The following is a 14368-nucleotide window of genomic DNA, read 5'->3' on the forward strand; positions in this document are numbered from 1 at the left end:
TGTCGAAGGAACTGCGATGAACGCCGATCTGATTCTGTTCAATGGCCAATTTCATACCGTAGACCGAACCAAACCGCTGGCCAGCGCCGTGGCAATCAAGGACGGTCGCTTCGTGGTCGTCGGTAACGACACCCAAGCCATGGCCCTGCGCGGCTCGGCCACACAAGTGGTCGACATGCACGGGCGCTGCGTTATCCCCGGTCTCAATGACTCGCACTTGCACCTGATCCGTGGTGGTTTGAACTACAACCTCGAACTGCGCTGGGAGGGCGTGCCATCGCTGGCCGATGCGCTGCGCATGCTCAAGGAGCAGGCCGACCGCACACCGACCCCGCAATGGGTGCGCGTGGTCGGCGGCTGGAACGAATTCCAGTTCGCCGAAAAACGCATGCCGACCCTTGAAGAGCTCAACCAGGCCGCGCCCGATACTCCGGTGTTCGTCCTGCACTTGTACGACCGCGCGTTGCTCAACCGCGCCGCGCTGCGTGTGGCCGGTTACACCCGCGACACGCCAAACCCGCCGGGTGGCGAGATCGTTCGGGATGCCAACGGCAACCCGACCGGCATGCTGGTGGCAAAACCCAACGCGATGATTCTGTACTCGACCCTGGCCAAGGGGCCGAAGCTGCCACTGGAATATCAGGTCAACTCGACCCGCCAGTTCATGCGCGAACTCAATCGCCTCGGCCTGACCAGCGCGATCGATGCCGGCGGCGGTTTCCAGAACTACCCGGACGATTACCAAGTGATCGAGCAGTTGGCCAAAGACGACCAACTGACCGTGCGCATTGCCTACAACCTGTTCACCCAGAAGCCGAAAGAAGAGCTGACCGATTTCCAGAACTGGACCGCCAGCGTCAAGTTGCACCAGGGCGACGACTTCCTGCGGCACAACGGCGCCGGCGAGATGCTAGTGTTTTCGGCGGCGGACTTCGAAGACTTCCTCGAACCGCGCCCGGACCTGCCGCAAACCATGGAACAGGAACTGGAACCGGTGGTGCGTCACTTGGTCGAGCAGCGCTGGCCGTTCCGTCTGCACGCCACCTACAACGAATCGATCAGCCGCATGCTCGACGTGTTCGAGAAGGTCAACCGCGACATTCCGTTCAACGGTCTGCCGTGGTTCTTCGACCACGCTGAAACCATCACCGCGCAGAACATCGAACGCGTAAAAGCGCTGGGCGGCGGCATTGCGATTCAGGATCGTATGGCGTTCCAGGGTGAGTATTTCGTCGACCGCTACGGCAAGCAGGCCGCTGAAGCCACACCGCCGATCAAACGCATGCTCGCCGAAGGTGTGCCGGTTGGCGCGGGCACCGACGCGACGCGGGTTTCGAGCTACAACCCATGGACGTCGCTGTACTGGATGGTCAGCGGTCGCACCGTCGGTGGTTTGGCCTTGTACGAGGAAGGTTTGCCGCGCACCACCGCGCTGGAACTGTTCACCCACGGCAGCGCCTGGTTCTCGTCCGAGCAGGGCAAGAAAGGCCAGATCAAGGTCGGGCAACTGGCGGATCTGGCGGCGCTGAGCGCGGATTTCTTCCACGTCGAAGAAGAAGCCATCAAGTGGATCGAGTCAGTGCTGACCGTGGTCGGCGGCAAGATCGTTTACGCCGCAGGCGACTTCCAGGACCTCGGCCCGGCCAGTGTGCCGGTGCTGCCGGACTGGTCGCCAGTGGCGAAAGTCCCGGGCCACTGGCGCCAGAACGCGCCATTGCAGGCGCAAGTACACCAGTGCGTCGGCGCGTGCGCCGTGCACTCGCACAGCCATGAAAAGGCTCGCCTGTCGAATGCGCCGGTCAGCGATTTCGCCGGTTTCTGGGGCGCGTTCGGCTGTTCCTGCTTCGCGTTCTGATCCTTACAACAAAGCGCCGACCCCGACGGTCGGCGTCTCACGCAACAACCATCCACCGAGGAGTTTCACATGAGCAACGTTCCTTACTCGCGTCTGAACAAAGACGATGCCGTCGTGTTGTTGGTCGATCACCAGACCGGTCTGATCTCGCTGGTGCAGGATTTCTCGCCGAATGAGTTCAAGAACAACGTGCTGGCACTGGGCGACATCGCCAAGTTCTTCAAACTGCCGACCATCCTCACCACCAGTTTCGATGCCGGCCCCAACGGCCCGATCGTGCCTGAGCTGCGTGAGCAGTTTCCGGACGCGCCGTTCATTCAGCGTCCAGGCCAGATCAACGCGTGGGACAACGAAGATTTCGTCAAAGCGATCAAGGCCACCGGGCGCAAGCAACTGATCATCGCTGGCGTGGTGACCGACGTTTGCGTGGCATTCCCGACCCTGTCGGCGATTGCTGAAGGCTTTGAAGTGTTCGTCGTGACCGATTCGTCCGGCACCTTCAACACCACCGTGCAGCAAGCGGCATGGGCACGCATGTCGGCCGCCGGTGCACACCTGATGAACTGGTTCGCCGTGGCTTGCGAGTTGCAAGGTGACTGGCGCAACGATATGGAAGGCCTGGCACATTTGCTCTCGGAACGCCTGCCGAACTACCGCAACTTGATCAACAGCTATACCAAGTTCACGGCCAAGTGATGAACTGAAAAATGCCCGCAAATTTGCGGGCATTTTTGTCTCGTCGCCGCCGCAATAATGCGTTGGCAAACGCTGTGGCGAGAGATTGGGCTTAGTTCAGATGAGTCTTGAGTTCAGCCGCTGCCTGACGTACTGCAGCCTTCACCTCAGGAATCTGACTCAGCGGGTTGAGCAGCCCGAAGTCATGAATCATCCCGTTGTAACGCACGGCGGTCACCGGCACACCCGCTGCATCCAGATGCCGCGCATAGCCTTCGCCTTCATCACGCAACACGTCGAATTCGGCAGTCTGCACCAATGCAGCGGGCAAACCCTTGAGTTGTTCGGCGCTGGCATTCAAGGGCGAGGCGTGGATCTGTGCACGTTCGGCCGAGTGGGTGGTGTAGTTGTCCCAGAACCACTGCATCATGTTTTTGGTCAGGAAGTGGCCCTCGGCAAACTGCTGGTACGAACCGTCGTCGAATTGTGCGTTGGTCACCGGCCACATCAGCAACTGGAAACGCAGGGCCGGGGTTTTCTGTTCCTTGGCCATTAACGCTACGACCGCCGCCATGTTGCCGCCGACGCTGTTGCCGGCCACCGCCAGACGCTTGCCGTCGACGCCGATGTCCTTGCCGTGCTCAGCCACCCATTTCGTGGCGACGTACGCCTGGTTGATTGCGGTCGGGTACTGCGCTTCCGGCGACGGCGTGTAATCGACGTACACCGCGACGGCGCCGGAGCCCACCACCAAGTCACGAATCAGACGCTGGTGCGTCGGGAAGTCACCCAACACCCAGCCGCCACCGTGGAAGAACATGAACACCGGCAACCCGCCTTTGACGTTGGCCGGACGCACCACTTTCAGGTTGATGGTCTGACCGTCGACGTTGATTGCCTTGTCGCTGACTTCCACGCCGGACAGATCAACCTTCACCGAAGCCTGTGCGCCGGTCAGCACGGCACGCGCTTCTTTCGGGCTCAGTTGCTCAAGCGGTTTGCCACCGCCAGCCGCGAGGGCTTCGAGGAAGGCTTGGGTGTTGTGTTCGACGCCGGGGCTGCCTGCGGCAAACGCGTTGCCGATGGAAAGAGCGAGGAGGGAAGCGGTCAGGGTTTTCTTGACGAGGGTCATGGTGGAAATCCTTTTGAGTGTTTTTAGGGTATGTGCCTTGATTGCGGGCTGCTGTGGCACTGGGGTTCAGGCCTCAGCAACACCGTGAGCACAGATTAGTGGGGTGCCGAACAGCGAAAAAGCGGCTATAAAGCGTTTAACTGTCCACCAGAGAGTGACAATGAACCCGTTCGAAGACATGCGTATTTTTTGCCAGGTCATGGACTCCGGCAGCTTCACCGCAGCGGCCGATCAATTGGGCCTGTCCAAGCAGTTCGTCAGCCGTCGGTTGATGCAATTGGAAGAGCGCCTGGGCGTGCGCTTGTTGAACCGCTCGACCCGGCGCCTGGACGTCACGCCGCTGGGCCAGAGCTATTACGAGTCGGCGCTGCGGCTGCTCGGCGAAGTCGAACAAGTGGAGCAGAGCATCGCCGGACAAACCGCCGAGCCACGCGGGACGATTCGCCTCAGTGCACCGCTGTCGTTTGCCGTGGCGCATCTTGGATGCCTGCTGCCGGTGTTTTTGCAGCGCTATCGTGAAGTGACGGTGGAAGTGGATCTGAGTGATCGCCCCGTTGACTTGCTGGGCGAGGGTTACGATTTGGCGCTGCGCATCGGCGTGCTGGAAGACTCGACCCTGATCGCCCGTCGCATCGCCTCCATCGAGCGGGTGTACTGCGCCAGCCCCGCATACCTCGCCGAGCGTGGCACGCCGCTCAACCCCGAAGACTTGCACAGCCATGACTGCTTGCCTTACGGGCACGGCCGCTCGGTGCAATGGCGCTTCAATGCCGGGCAAGGCAAGCCGGTGTTGGTCAACGTCACCGGACGAATGCGCGTGAACAACGGCGAGTTGCTCAGGGACGCGGCGGTGCAGGGGATGGGGATCACTTACCTGCCAACGTTCATTGTCGGCGCGGCGCTGAAGGACGGGCGACTGGTGCCCGTACTGGATGACCTGCGTCCCGAGCCGTTGACGTTGTCAGCGGTGTATCCGCAGCATCGTCAGGCCTCGCGCCCGGTGCAGGCGCTGGTCGAGTTTTTGCGTGAGCGGTTGAATCCGAACTTGGCTACCAACCCCTCGTAGGGCTGTCGAGGGATACGAGGCGGCTCAAAACAGAGGTATTTCACTATCACGATCTGTATTTCAATTCGGTATGTTTAAAGTTGGTTTTGAAAATCGGACGCTTCCCACAAGGTTTTCAGGTTGTCCGTCGGACGTCCCGTCTCTAGCCTGTGCACGTCGCTGCCAATTCAGCGACCAGGACTGGAAACCCCGATGGGTATTAGTGGCGCGTACACGCCTTTCATAACGTATCCGTGCGCACTTTGAACGCGTGCACTCCGTTATGGCGGCTGTGCGCGGGAGACCTTCGGGTCGACCGCGTCGCCGCTGCCCGGGTTTCCAACCTGCGTACAGCTGCCACCTCTTCGTCCGGAAACCGAATGGGGCAGCTCCAACTTTTCAGTGGAGCTCCACCAAAAAAAATCTACGCCGAATCCCCCGAAACAAATACCGATCCAACATCCCCGTACGCTATCCATCGATAGCAAAAAAATCCACGAAGCGGCCGACCGCGCCCTTGATCACTACCTCAATCCGAACGCTCACATCATGGCGTCCACTCGCACCCCCGAGCCCATGTACCTCGCCAACCCGGTGTACGACACCGAATCGCTGCTGGCCAATGCCAGCGAAACACTCGGCTCGGTCACCGAGATGCTCAACAACTTCGCCGCGATGCTCGCTACCTCACACCGCAAGACCGCGCTGGGGATCGCGCAAATCGTCATGCTGAGCGAGTTGGCGGTCAATCAGACGCTGGATAACGTCCAACCCACCGCATAACTCCGTGGGAGCGGGCTTGCTCGCGAAAGCGGTGGTTCAGGCAAGGAGGATGCTGAATGTACCGACGCCTTCGCGAGCAAGGCCGATCCCACAGTCGTTGGCGGGCGACGGCTTACAAAGTCGCAACAACCACAATTGCCGGGCTGATCTAGACTCCGACCGCTCAATCAAGAGCATCGTGCGGAGTACGCCATGGAAGTGCCGAACAATAAGAACGCTATCGAAAGCAATCGTCAGGCGTGGAACGATTCCGCCCGCCACCATCAGGACTCCCCTGACTGGCAGGCGCTGCTGACTGACGTCGCACAGGCAGGTTTCTCGTGCCTCGACGACACCTTGCGCGGCGTGCTGGAACAGGTTGGCGTTGACGGCAAAGACGTGATTCAACTGGGCTGCAACAACGGTCGCGAAAGTCTCTCGCTGTTCGCCCTCGGCGCGCGAAATGTGGTGGGTGTGGATCAGTCGAGCGCGTTTCTCGATCAGGCCCGCGAGCTGAACAACCGTTCAGCGCACAACGCCGATTTCATTGAGTGCGATATCCATCACCTGCCGGCCTCGCTGCAAAACCGCTTCGACGTAGCGCTGATCACTATCGGCGTACTGAACTGGATGCCGGACATCGGCGAATTCTTCCGCCACGTTGCGCAGACCCTGAAACCGGGCGGGAAACTGGTGATCTACGAAACCCATCCGTTTCTGGAAATGGTCGACCCCGACGCCGAGGACCCGTTCCGCCTCGCCAGCTCCTACTTCCGCGCCGAGCCGTTTGTGCAGCAAGAGCCCATCGTCTACGTCGGCAAGGTCGAGCAACCGGCGGCGAAGTCGTACTGGTTCGTGCACACCCTCGGCGCGATCTTCAGCGGCGCCATCGGGGCAGGGCTGAACATCGCGCACTTCAAGGAATATGCGCATTCGAATCGGGAAGAACTGTATGACCGGTACCTGAATCAAGAGGCGCAGTTGCCGTTGTGTTTCACCCTGGTTGCCAGCAAGAACTGACGCTGTCGCAGCCACTGGCCCCTTCGCGAGCAAGCTCGCCCCCACATTTGATCTGTGTCCAACAAAGATTCCTGTGGGAGCGAGCTTGCTCGCGAAGGCGGCACCAAAGCCGCCACACCTCTTGAGGTTGATTCAAGTCTGCGCCGCCGCACTCACCACCGGCCGCCCCGGTTTGCGCAGTAGTTCCAGGCGTGAGCCCTCGTAGCGGGTCTCACGGAAGAACCGCCACCGCCCAAACAAGCAGTAGAGGTGCGTCACGCGGCCCTGTTCTTGATAGCCCATACGAATGTGCAGTTTCATTGCCGGGATGTTACGGGTTTCGCAGACGTCGACGACTTTGTCGCAGCCTTGGGCGGCCATGGCTTCCCACAACGCTACTTGCACGTCCACCGACAGGCTGCTGCCGAAATAGGCGCGGGTCATTTCGCCGCCGAATTCGAAGAACTCGCCGGGTTTGACCGGGAAGTTGCAGCCGTAATAGTGGCGGTCGTGATAGTCGCGAATGCTGCCCCAGATGAACGCCACCGCGTGACCGTCAGCGTCGAGGTACATGTGCCCGGTGTGCCCTTCGGCGGCGAGTTCGGCCATGGTCGCCACGCGGTCACCAAAATGCTTGGCAAACGCGCCGGCATTGTGCGGTGTGATATCGACTTTGCGCAGGCCCTCATAGGGGCGCAGCTTGTGCGGCGGCACCGGGCTGACCAGGTCACGTTCCATCCACAACAGTTCCCAATGGAAGAACACGTAGCGTTTCCACAACGTGCCGACGGTGTGGCTCAGGCCTTTTTGCTTGATGCGTTCACGCAGTTTTCCGATAACGCTCATGATGCCCTCTATGGCCGAAGCCCAGTGTTGTGGATGTCGTTTTTTGTGGTTATAGATCAAGCCTTTACATGCCTTTCAGAGTGCCATTTTCGAAAATACTGCAACGTATGCAAGTCAATCGAGTGCCGTGGCACCGCGTAGAAAGTCCTTGTTCAGGTCGGCGTAGGAAACCCGTGGGACGCCCATCAGCCGCTGCGCTAACACGCAGCTCAGGGATTCGTCGGGGTTGAGATACGCATCACCAAAGTCGGCCCCGAGTTGAGTCGGATGGGCGACGATCTCCAGTACACCGTCGGTCGCCGAGCTGCCGTTGCGCAAGTCCACGGGGGTGCACACGTAGTCCGCCGTTGCACCGGCCAGACGCTGCAAACGCCAATTGAGCCAACCTTTGAAAACGCGTTTGGGCAGATTGAGGTTTTGCCCCAGATTGCGCGCCAACCGAATCGGTACACCGTGATGCGCAGCGAAGCGCGCGACGATCTCGCCGATCGGCAAAATGTTGTGCACATGTTGGTGCGAGTCGATGTGACTGGGATGCACGCCATGATCGACGCAGCGTTGCCACTGCGCCTGCAATTCTTCATGCACCGCCTCACGGTCTTCGCGACTGAGCCACAAGCGGTGGCGCGGCAGGTTGAGGTCGAATACGCCATGGCTGTCGCAGAACGTTCGGCGCTCCACAATCGTCCGGCTCAGCGGTCGCCCGTAAGTCAGGTTGAAGTGCAGCCCGACCCGGCCCTCAAGCAAGGGCTGCCGAGCCATGGTGCACGCGGCTTCGAACGCTGGCATGTTGGCCATGGCGGTGGCGGAACTGATGACCCCGGCCTGAAACGCCGCGAAGATCACCGCGTTTTCGTTCGGGCTCAGGCCGAAATCGTCAGCGTTGACTATGACTTGGCGAGGCATGTTCGCCCTCCGTGGTGATCGCGACAGGTTTGACGACAGGTGCAGGTTTGGCCGCACGTTTTGCCCGCCACTGTTGCAGTGTCGGTTTGAGCCGGTGCCAGACGCGTAATGCCAGACCCAGCGCCAGGCCACTCGGGCGCCAGGAATAGAAACTCCAGCGCCAGTGTTCCAGTTGCCCGGTCATGCGTTCGTGCAGTTGGTGGCTGGAGTTTTCCAGGCTGACCCGTGAGGCATCGATCCAGCGCCAGTGGTCGTCCAGGCCCCAGCGAATCCATTCCTCCAGCAGCACCCGGCCGCTGCCCAGATCGGCGTATTGCGGCAGGAAGGCGAGGTTGTAATCGTAGAGCCGGCCCTGTTCGAGCAAGCCCAGGCGATAGCTGATGCAGCGCCCGTTCAACTCCAGCGTTACCACCCGCACCAAGCCTTGGCCGGCGAGGGCAATGAAAGCGCGCTCGATCAGATGACGACTGCGTTCGCTGGCGAAGATCCCGACGCCTTCGTCGCCTTTCCAACTGACCGCTTCGACTTCGCTGATGACCTGCAACAGCGGACCCATGCTGATCGCGTCCGGAATGATCCGCCGTACCTGAGCCCCGCACGCGGCAATGCGCTTGCGAGCCCGGCGCAGTTTGTAGCGCGGATCGCCGGACACTTCCTGATGATCCGCCTCGCTGATCAGGTGCACAGGCGCCCGACAACTGAGCCGTCGCTCGCCCGTAGAGCTGTGTGCCATCCATTCGGTGAGGGCACTTTCCTCACCGACCGGCTCCGAGAGTTCGTTGAGCTGAAGCAGTGCATGGGGCAGGCGTTGGCGAATCAATACAAGGGCCTTGCGCATGTCCTCGCCGCCCAGCAAAGAGAGCAGGGCCAAGCGATCAGCCAACGGATAACCCAGGTGGTGCAACACCCGAAACCGCAACCCGGCGAAGCGCTCACGACTCGCCACCAGCGGTAGGCACAGACGTAATTGATCCGCCTCCCATCCCAGCAGGATGTGCAGGCGCTCACCCTCGCCAAGGGCCTGCTCGGCCGCACACAACCAGCCAAGGTTGTTGAACGGCGTGTGGTCCGTCACGCGCAGGCGCAGCGCTTCATACGCTGTTGCCGGAAAGTCGGCGGCGCACAATGAAGTACGCCATTCGAATCGCGTCGCCATGGGCTCAGGCCGCCGTTACTGTGACGGGTGGACGGGAAGGTTTGCGTAGCGCCTCCAGGCGCGAGCCGCTGTAGCGGGTTTCGCGGTAGAAGTGCCAGCGACCGAACAGGGTGTAAACGTTCATGATCCGGTGTTGCTCGGTATAGCCCATGCGCAAGTGCAGCTTGAGCGCCGGGATGTTGTGGAATTCGCAGACGTCCACGACCTTGTCGCAGCCCTGGGCAGCCATGGCTTTCCACAGCGCCAACTGCAGATCCACCGACAGTTCGCTGCCCCAGTAGGCTCGGGTCAGTTCGCCGCCGAATTCGAAGAACTCGCCGGGTTTCACCGGGAACAGACAGCCGTAGTAATGCCGGTCGAGATAGTCCCGCGCGGTGCCCCAGATGAACGCCACGGCGTCGCCCTGATCGTCCAGGTGCATGTGCCCGGTGTGGCCTTCTCTGGCCAGTTCGGTCATGGTGCCGACGCGGTCGCCAAAGTAGCGGGCAAAGGCACTGGTGTTGTCCGGCGTGATTGTCACCACCCGCAGCGGCGGGTAGGGTTTTAGGTTGTGCGGGGGGACGGGACTGACCAGATCACGCTCCATCCACAGCAATTCCTGATGAAAGAACACGTAGTGCTTCCATGCCTTGCCGAAGGTGGCGCGCAGGCCTTTTTGTCTAATGTGTTCGCTGAGTTTTTGCACAATGTTCATGGTCTTGACTCCTGATGACGATGCATCGCGTGGCTCCAGGCCAACGCGGCGGAACATCAAAGGACGGTTCATGACGCTCTCCAACTGAGGGAAAACAGGGTTTGCCCCGGCAGGTCGAAGCGCACGCGTCCGTCCTTGCAGGCAAACGGCGCGTCACGGCTGCGGTTGTCGGCGCCGAAGTACCGCAAGGCGCCGTTGTTCAGCGGGCACGGGGTGCCGCTCAGGTCTACACGTTGCAGGCGGGTGCCTTTGTTGACGCCCATCAAGCCGCGCTGCTCATCGCTGGACATCGCCAGCACGTCGACTTCAAACCCATCGTTGTCCAGCGCCAGGACGTTATGCAGCCAATGTTGCGCGATGAATTGCTGGGCCAGACCCACGGGTTTGAGTTCAAAGCGTTGTTCATCGGCCGAGACGCGCAGCATGCCTTTGGGGTACTGCGGCTCATCGGCGGCCTGGAACCAGTTGAGCATGCTCAGCAAACCGTCCTGAGAAGCGTTGATCACCACCGACGCCCACCACAGCGCGGCGTAATGGGTTTCCTGATCGTAGGGGCTGAGGCTGGAGCCGCTGGACATATTGGTCTGATCGAGCAGCAAGGCTTTGCGTGGCTGGCCTTTGTCGTCGAGGCCAACGAGTTCGGCGGCGCGGCGTACGCTGTCGCGGTAGACGCGAGTGGCGAGCAGGTCGCGGATCATCCATTCGTGCCACGCCAAGGCGTCGACCTGATCGCCGGATTCGCTCAGCAAACGCCGCGCCCAATCGATACCACGCTTGTCTGCCGCGTTATCAGCGAACGGCCCGTTGACCAGCCGCGAACTGGCCGGCATGGCGATACGCACGCCAGCCTTGGCGTTCGCCGGGTCGCTGCGCACCTGCCGGGCCATGCTGGCGAAGATCGCCTGATACTGCGCGTAGCTGGAGTAGTTGAGGTTCGGTTCGTCGGCAAATCCGATGTAGTGGGTGCCTTTGCCGCCGAGCGTGCGGGTACTGGCGAGCCACGCATCAAGGCCGCTGTTGCTTTGCACGTCGGCGCGCAGATCAGCCTGACGCTGGCTTCCGGCGAGCAGGGTGATGTCCTGCTGGATGCCGAAACGATCCTGATAGAACTGACGGAACGCGTCCTCGAAATGCCGGTTTTTCGCCGTCACATCAACAAAGCTGTAGTAACTGGCGGCAGTGGGTTTCAGCGCATCGAGGGCGGCATAGCTGGTGGTGGGCGGCATCACATAGGGCAGGGCGATGCCCAGATCCGGCGTGCGCCCGAGCACTTTGTCGTGCAGGGTCAAGCGGGTCTGGCCGACGTCTTCGCGCAGCGGTTTGAGCTGTTGTGGATTCTGCGCAAACAGATTGGCCGTGCCGTCGAGCCAGAACGCGGCTTTGCCGCTGCCTTGCAGGCGCAGGCGCCAGACTTGTTCACGTTCACTGACCGGCAGCGCGACCTGATCGAACTGCCAATACGCGCGGTACGGTTTCAGGGCCAGCGTCAGTGCCTGACCATCACCCACCCGTTGCGCCTGCAGCGCACTGACGCCGCCATGAAATTTACCGGCCAGCACTGCGCGCTCACCGGGCGCGACTTTGAAATACAACATGTCGCCGTTCTGGGCTTGAACGCTGAAGTGCACTTTGGCCGGGGCGAACAGCGCGACCGTGTGTTCATCGTGTTCTATCCGGTAATTGCGGAAGCTGTAGCCGGGGATTTCCAGTCGATAGCTGGCTGCGCCGGGCGCCAGACTCCAGCTCTGGCTACCACGGGTTTCACTGGCCTTGATGAACCTGTCACCTTGCAGTTTGCCTTGGCCGTCGAGCAAGTACAGATGCTCTTCGTTGGCATCCGCTTGCCACGCCGGGGTCCAGCGCACGGTCACGTTATCGGGTTGATCGGTTTGCAGGTACAGGCTGGCGTCGCGGATTTCGCCCCAACGCATCGACGCCGCGAAGGCGTCTAGCGAGAGGCCGAGACCGAACAGCAGGGCCAGGCCTTTCATGCGGCTTTGCGACGTTGCAGCATCAGCCACATCGGGGTGATGTCGCTGGGCAGGATGATCAGGGTTTGCCAGAACGGCACGCCGCTCAGACGGCAGTACAACACCAACATCGCCACCGTGACGGCGAGATAGGCAATCGACGAAGCCGCCGCTGCGCCGACAATCCCGTAGGCCGGAATCAACACCAGGTTCAGCGCCAGATTGAGCAAGGCCCCCAGCCCCATCAGCAAGGACACCGTGCCGGGGCGATTTTTGCCCAGCAAGTCCAGACGCAGAATGCTCGCATAGCACAAACCCAACAGCCCCGGCAGTAACGCGAGCAGCGCCGGATAGGCCGGTTGGTAGGCGATGCCGAACAGAGTGACGATCAGCCAATTGCCGATTACCGCCATGGTCAGGCATGCGCCGAGCATCACCGTCGCGGTCAGGCGTAGCGCCAGCGGGGTGACTTTGTCCATGCCTTCGTCCTGTTGCAGCAGACGTTTCATCAACGGCGTGGTCACCGCTTCAGGGACGATCAGCAGCAGTTCGGCGGCGGCGCTGGCCATGGCGTAATGACCCAGCGCCGTGCTGCCGAGCAGGGCGCCGATGAACAAATAATCCGAGCGCAAAATCACTTGCTGGAACAGCAGGTCGGGATGGCTGCGGGCGCTGTAACGCAGCAGTTCTTTCTGGCTGGCGCGATCCCATTGCAATTGCAACGGTTGCGCCCGTTTGAGCCAGACCCAACCGACCAGCACCACCAGGCTGATCCCGGCCAGCCAACTGATCAGCGCCGCTTCGAGGGCGGCGCTTTTCCACATCCAGAACAGCCCGAGAAACAGCAGCAGCGGTGCCAGCGATTCCACCAGACGCAAGGCATTGAATGCGACCACGCCGCCGGACGCGTTGTGCAACGTCAGCAGGCCGCTTTTCAAAACCGTCAGCGGCACTGCCAACAGCAACAGCCAGGCGAGCAGGCCGAGCTGCGTGGTCACATCCAGTTCACTGCCAAACTCGCGCACCAGCGCTACCACCAGCAGGGTTAATAGCGCCGCCAGCAAGCAACCGAAAACCAGCACCTGACTGAGCAACACCCCCATCGGCCTTTGTTTAGCGGCCTGATAACCGACCGCCGAATTCAGCCCGCCACTGGTGGCCGCGCTGATCAGGTCGGGCAAGGTGCTGAGCAATGCAAACAGCCCGCGTTCACTCGGCCCGAGGATCCGCGCCAGCAGCACGTTGCGCAGTAAACGCAGGGCGATCATCGCCAGTTTGGTGCCCATGCTCAGCGCCAAGTGCTTGAGGTAGCGGCCTCGGCTCATGGTCGTGCTCCGCGAAAGATCCGCCACGACAGCAGTTGCGGATTGCGCGCCGTGCGCTGACTGACACCGAAACGCGGCAGGTTCAGCGGATCGCCTTCACCGCGATAGAGGCCGGTGCTGGTGCCCAGCGCAAACGGATAATCGTGATCGGCAACCTGCTTGCGCACGCGCTCGTCGTTGTCGCCGTTGGGGTAGCAATACACCGGCAGCGGCCGGTTGCAGCCGTTGTGCAAGGCATCGCGGCTGCGGCTGATTTCTTCGCTCAGGCGCACATCGTCAAGGCCGGTGAGGATCGCGTGACTGGCGCCGTGGGGGCCGAAACGCACCAGACCTGAGGCTTCCATCGCGCGCACCTGATGCCAGTCCAGTGCCTGCGGTTGCGATTCTTGCGGGCACTCATCGGTCAGGCGTTCAAGTTCTTGCGGTGCCAGTGTCTTGAGCCCTTGCAGATAATGCAGCAGTGCCAGGCTGCGCCGATCGACATCAATGTCATCGAGCAACACGGGCAGCGGATGGCCCGTGGCATGCAAGCGCTCGATCAAATGCATCCGCGCCTTGTCGCCGTGGCTGCCCCACAGGGTTTCGCCCACGGCCTCCCACCAAAAACGCTGACGGCTGCCGATGAAGTCGGTCGAGAGGAAAATGCTCGCCGGCACCTGGTGTTTTTGCAGCAGGGGGAAGGCGTTGACCGCGTTGTCGCGCCAGCCGTCGTCGAAGGTCAACGCCACCCTTGGGCGCTCGGTGTGCAGCGAATTGGGCTGAAGGATTTCCATCAGCGGCACGCAATCGAAGTGGCGACGCAGCCACACCAGCCAATGCTCGAAGGCCTTGGGCCCGACGCACAGCTCATTGCGGTGGGGCAGGTCGGCGGCGCGGTCGTTGGACAGCACCCGGTGCAACATCAGAATCACCCCGGCGCCCTGCAACTGGTTTCGGCCCATGGAAGAGTTGAGATAGAGCCAGCCACTGGTGCTTTTTATCAATTGTTTGATCGCCATGGCTT

Annotated in this window: 13 protein-coding genes; 5 read left to right on the forward strand and 8 right to left on the reverse strand. The window is 61.2% G+C overall.

What is annotated here, in order from left to right:
• The first annotated feature begins 16 nt into the window (after positions 1-16).
• Both K5E40_RS03035 and ycaC read left to right on the forward strand, forming a co-directional pair.
• The gene (locus K5E40_RS03035) at positions 17-1855 is read left to right on the forward strand and encodes an amidohydrolase (protein WP_221729546.1); all 1839 of its coding nucleotides are present in this window, start codon (positions 17-19) and stop codon (positions 1853-1855) included.
• A gap of 69 nt (positions 1856-1924) precedes the next feature.
• A complete protein-coding gene (ycaC, locus tag K5E40_RS03040) occupies positions 1925-2551 on the forward strand; it encodes an isochorismate family cysteine hydrolase YcaC (RefSeq protein ID WP_221729547.1) in 627 nt (208 codons plus the stop codon).
• Positions 2552-2642: 91 nt separating this feature from the next.
• On the opposite strand, the gene K5E40_RS03045 is transcribed toward ycaC, so the two are convergent.
• A complete protein-coding gene (locus K5E40_RS03045) occupies positions 2643-3662 on the reverse strand; it encodes an alpha/beta hydrolase (protein WP_221729548.1) in 1020 nt (339 codons plus the stop codon).
• A 160-nt stretch (positions 3663-3822) separates the two neighbouring features.
• Between K5E40_RS03045 and K5E40_RS03050 the strand changes: the two genes are divergently transcribed.
• The 3 genes from K5E40_RS03050 to K5E40_RS03060 all read left to right on the forward strand — a co-directional run bounded on the left by K5E40_RS03050 (position 3823) and on the right by K5E40_RS03060 (position 6489).
• Complete coding sequence (locus K5E40_RS03050; RefSeq protein ID WP_221729549.1) at positions 3823-4728, forward strand: LysR family transcriptional regulator; 906 nt, start codon at positions 3823-3825, stop codon at positions 4726-4728.
• 381 nt (positions 4729-5109) lie between these two features.
• Positions 5110-5490, forward strand: a complete 381-nt coding sequence (locus tag K5E40_RS03055; RefSeq protein WP_409339121.1) for a DUF6124 family protein — start codon at positions 5110-5112, stop codon at positions 5488-5490.
• A gap of 192 nt (positions 5491-5682) precedes the next feature.
• Complete coding sequence (locus K5E40_RS03060; RefSeq protein ID WP_221729550.1) at positions 5683-6489, forward strand: class I SAM-dependent methyltransferase; 807 nt, start codon at positions 5683-5685, stop codon at positions 6487-6489.
• A 132-nt stretch (positions 6490-6621) separates the two neighbouring features.
• On the opposite strand, the gene K5E40_RS03065 is transcribed toward K5E40_RS03060, so the two are convergent.
• The 7 genes from K5E40_RS03065 to K5E40_RS03095 all read right to left on the reverse strand — a co-directional run bounded on the left by K5E40_RS03065 (position 6622) and on the right by K5E40_RS03095 (position 14363).
• Positions 6622-7314, reverse strand: coding sequence for an N-acetyltransferase (locus K5E40_RS03065; RefSeq protein ID WP_221729551.1), 693 nt, complete (start codon positions 7312-7314; stop codon positions 6622-6624).
• 114 nt (positions 7315-7428) lie between these two features.
• Positions 7429-8220, reverse strand: coding sequence for a ChbG/HpnK family deacetylase (locus K5E40_RS03070; protein ID WP_221729552.1), 792 nt, complete (start codon positions 8218-8220; stop codon positions 7429-7431).
• Positions 8192-9376: a GNAT family N-acetyltransferase gene (locus tag K5E40_RS03075; RefSeq protein ID WP_221729553.1), complete on the reverse strand. Its 1185-nt coding sequence runs from the start codon at positions 9374-9376 to the stop codon at positions 8192-8194. Before K5E40_RS03075 ends, K5E40_RS03070 begins: the two co-directional genes overlap by 29 nt.
• 4 nt (positions 9377-9380) lie before the next feature.
• Positions 9381-10070 (reverse strand): N-acetyltransferase, encoded by a 690-nt coding sequence (locus K5E40_RS03080; protein ID WP_221729588.1) that lies wholly within the window; start codon positions 10068-10070, stop codon positions 9381-9383.
• A gap of 68 nt (positions 10071-10138) precedes the next feature.
• Positions 10139-12061, reverse strand: coding sequence for a hypothetical protein (locus tag K5E40_RS03085; protein ID WP_221729554.1), 1923 nt, complete (start codon positions 12059-12061; stop codon positions 10139-10141).
• Positions 12058-13365, reverse strand: a complete 1308-nt coding sequence (locus tag K5E40_RS03090) for an oligosaccharide flippase family protein (RefSeq protein ID WP_221729555.1) — start codon at positions 13363-13365, stop codon at positions 12058-12060. The genes K5E40_RS03085 and K5E40_RS03090 overlap by 4 nt, the downstream gene beginning before the upstream one ends.
• Positions 13362-14363, reverse strand: coding sequence for a polysaccharide deacetylase family protein (locus K5E40_RS03095; RefSeq protein ID WP_221729556.1), 1002 nt, complete (start codon positions 14361-14363; stop codon positions 13362-13364). Before K5E40_RS03095 ends, K5E40_RS03090 begins: the two co-directional genes overlap by 4 nt.
• Between the last annotated feature and the right edge of the window lie 5 nt (positions 14364-14368).

Source organism: Pseudomonas baetica, from assembly GCF_019733355.1.
Lineage (GTDB): Bacteria > Pseudomonadota > Gammaproteobacteria > Pseudomonadales > Pseudomonadaceae > Aquipseudomonas > Aquipseudomonas baetica_A.

What these genes read in the sequence shown, in the direction of transcription:
- K5E40_RS03035 (WP_221729546.1), top strand. Translation starts at nt 17, where the DNA reads ATGAACGCCGATCTGATTCTGTTCAATGGCCAATTTCATACCGTAGAC.
- ycaC (WP_221729547.1), top strand. Translation starts at nt 1,925, where the DNA reads ATGAGCAACGTTCCTTACTCGCGTCTGAACAAAGACGATGCCGTCGTG.
- K5E40_RS03045 (WP_221729548.1), bottom strand. Translation starts at nt 3,662, where the DNA reads ATGACCCTCGTCAAGAAAACCCTGACCGCTTCCCTCCTCGCTCTTTCC.
- K5E40_RS03050 (WP_221729549.1), top strand. Translation starts at nt 3,823, where the DNA reads ATGAACCCGTTCGAAGACATGCGTATTTTTTGCCAGGTCATGGACTCC.
- K5E40_RS03060 (WP_221729550.1), top strand. Translation starts at nt 5,683, where the DNA reads ATGGAAGTGCCGAACAATAAGAACGCTATCGAAAGCAATCGTCAGGCG.
- K5E40_RS03065 (WP_221729551.1), bottom strand. Translation starts at nt 7,314, where the DNA reads ATGAGCGTTATCGGAAAACTGCGTGAACGCATCAAGCAAAAAGGCCTG.
- K5E40_RS03070 (WP_221729552.1), bottom strand. Translation starts at nt 8,220, where the DNA reads ATGCCTCGCCAAGTCATAGTCAACGCTGACGATTTCGGCCTGAGCCCG.
- K5E40_RS03075 (WP_221729553.1), bottom strand. Translation starts at nt 9,376, where the DNA reads ATGGCGACGCGATTCGAATGGCGTACTTCATTGTGCGCCGCCGACTTT.
- K5E40_RS03080 (WP_221729588.1), bottom strand. Translation starts at nt 10,070, where the DNA reads ATGAACATTGTGCAAAAACTCAGCGAACACATTAGACAAAAAGGCCTG.
- K5E40_RS03085 (WP_221729554.1), bottom strand. Translation starts at nt 12,061, where the DNA reads ATGAAAGGCCTGGCCCTGCTGTTCGGTCTCGGCCTCTCGCTAGACGCC.
- K5E40_RS03090 (WP_221729555.1), bottom strand. Translation starts at nt 13,365, where the DNA reads ATGAGCCGAGGCCGCTACCTCAAGCACTTGGCGCTGAGCATGGGCACC.
- K5E40_RS03095 (WP_221729556.1), bottom strand. Translation starts at nt 14,363, where the DNA reads ATGGCGATCAAACAATTGATAAAAAGCACCAGTGGCTGGCTCTATCTC.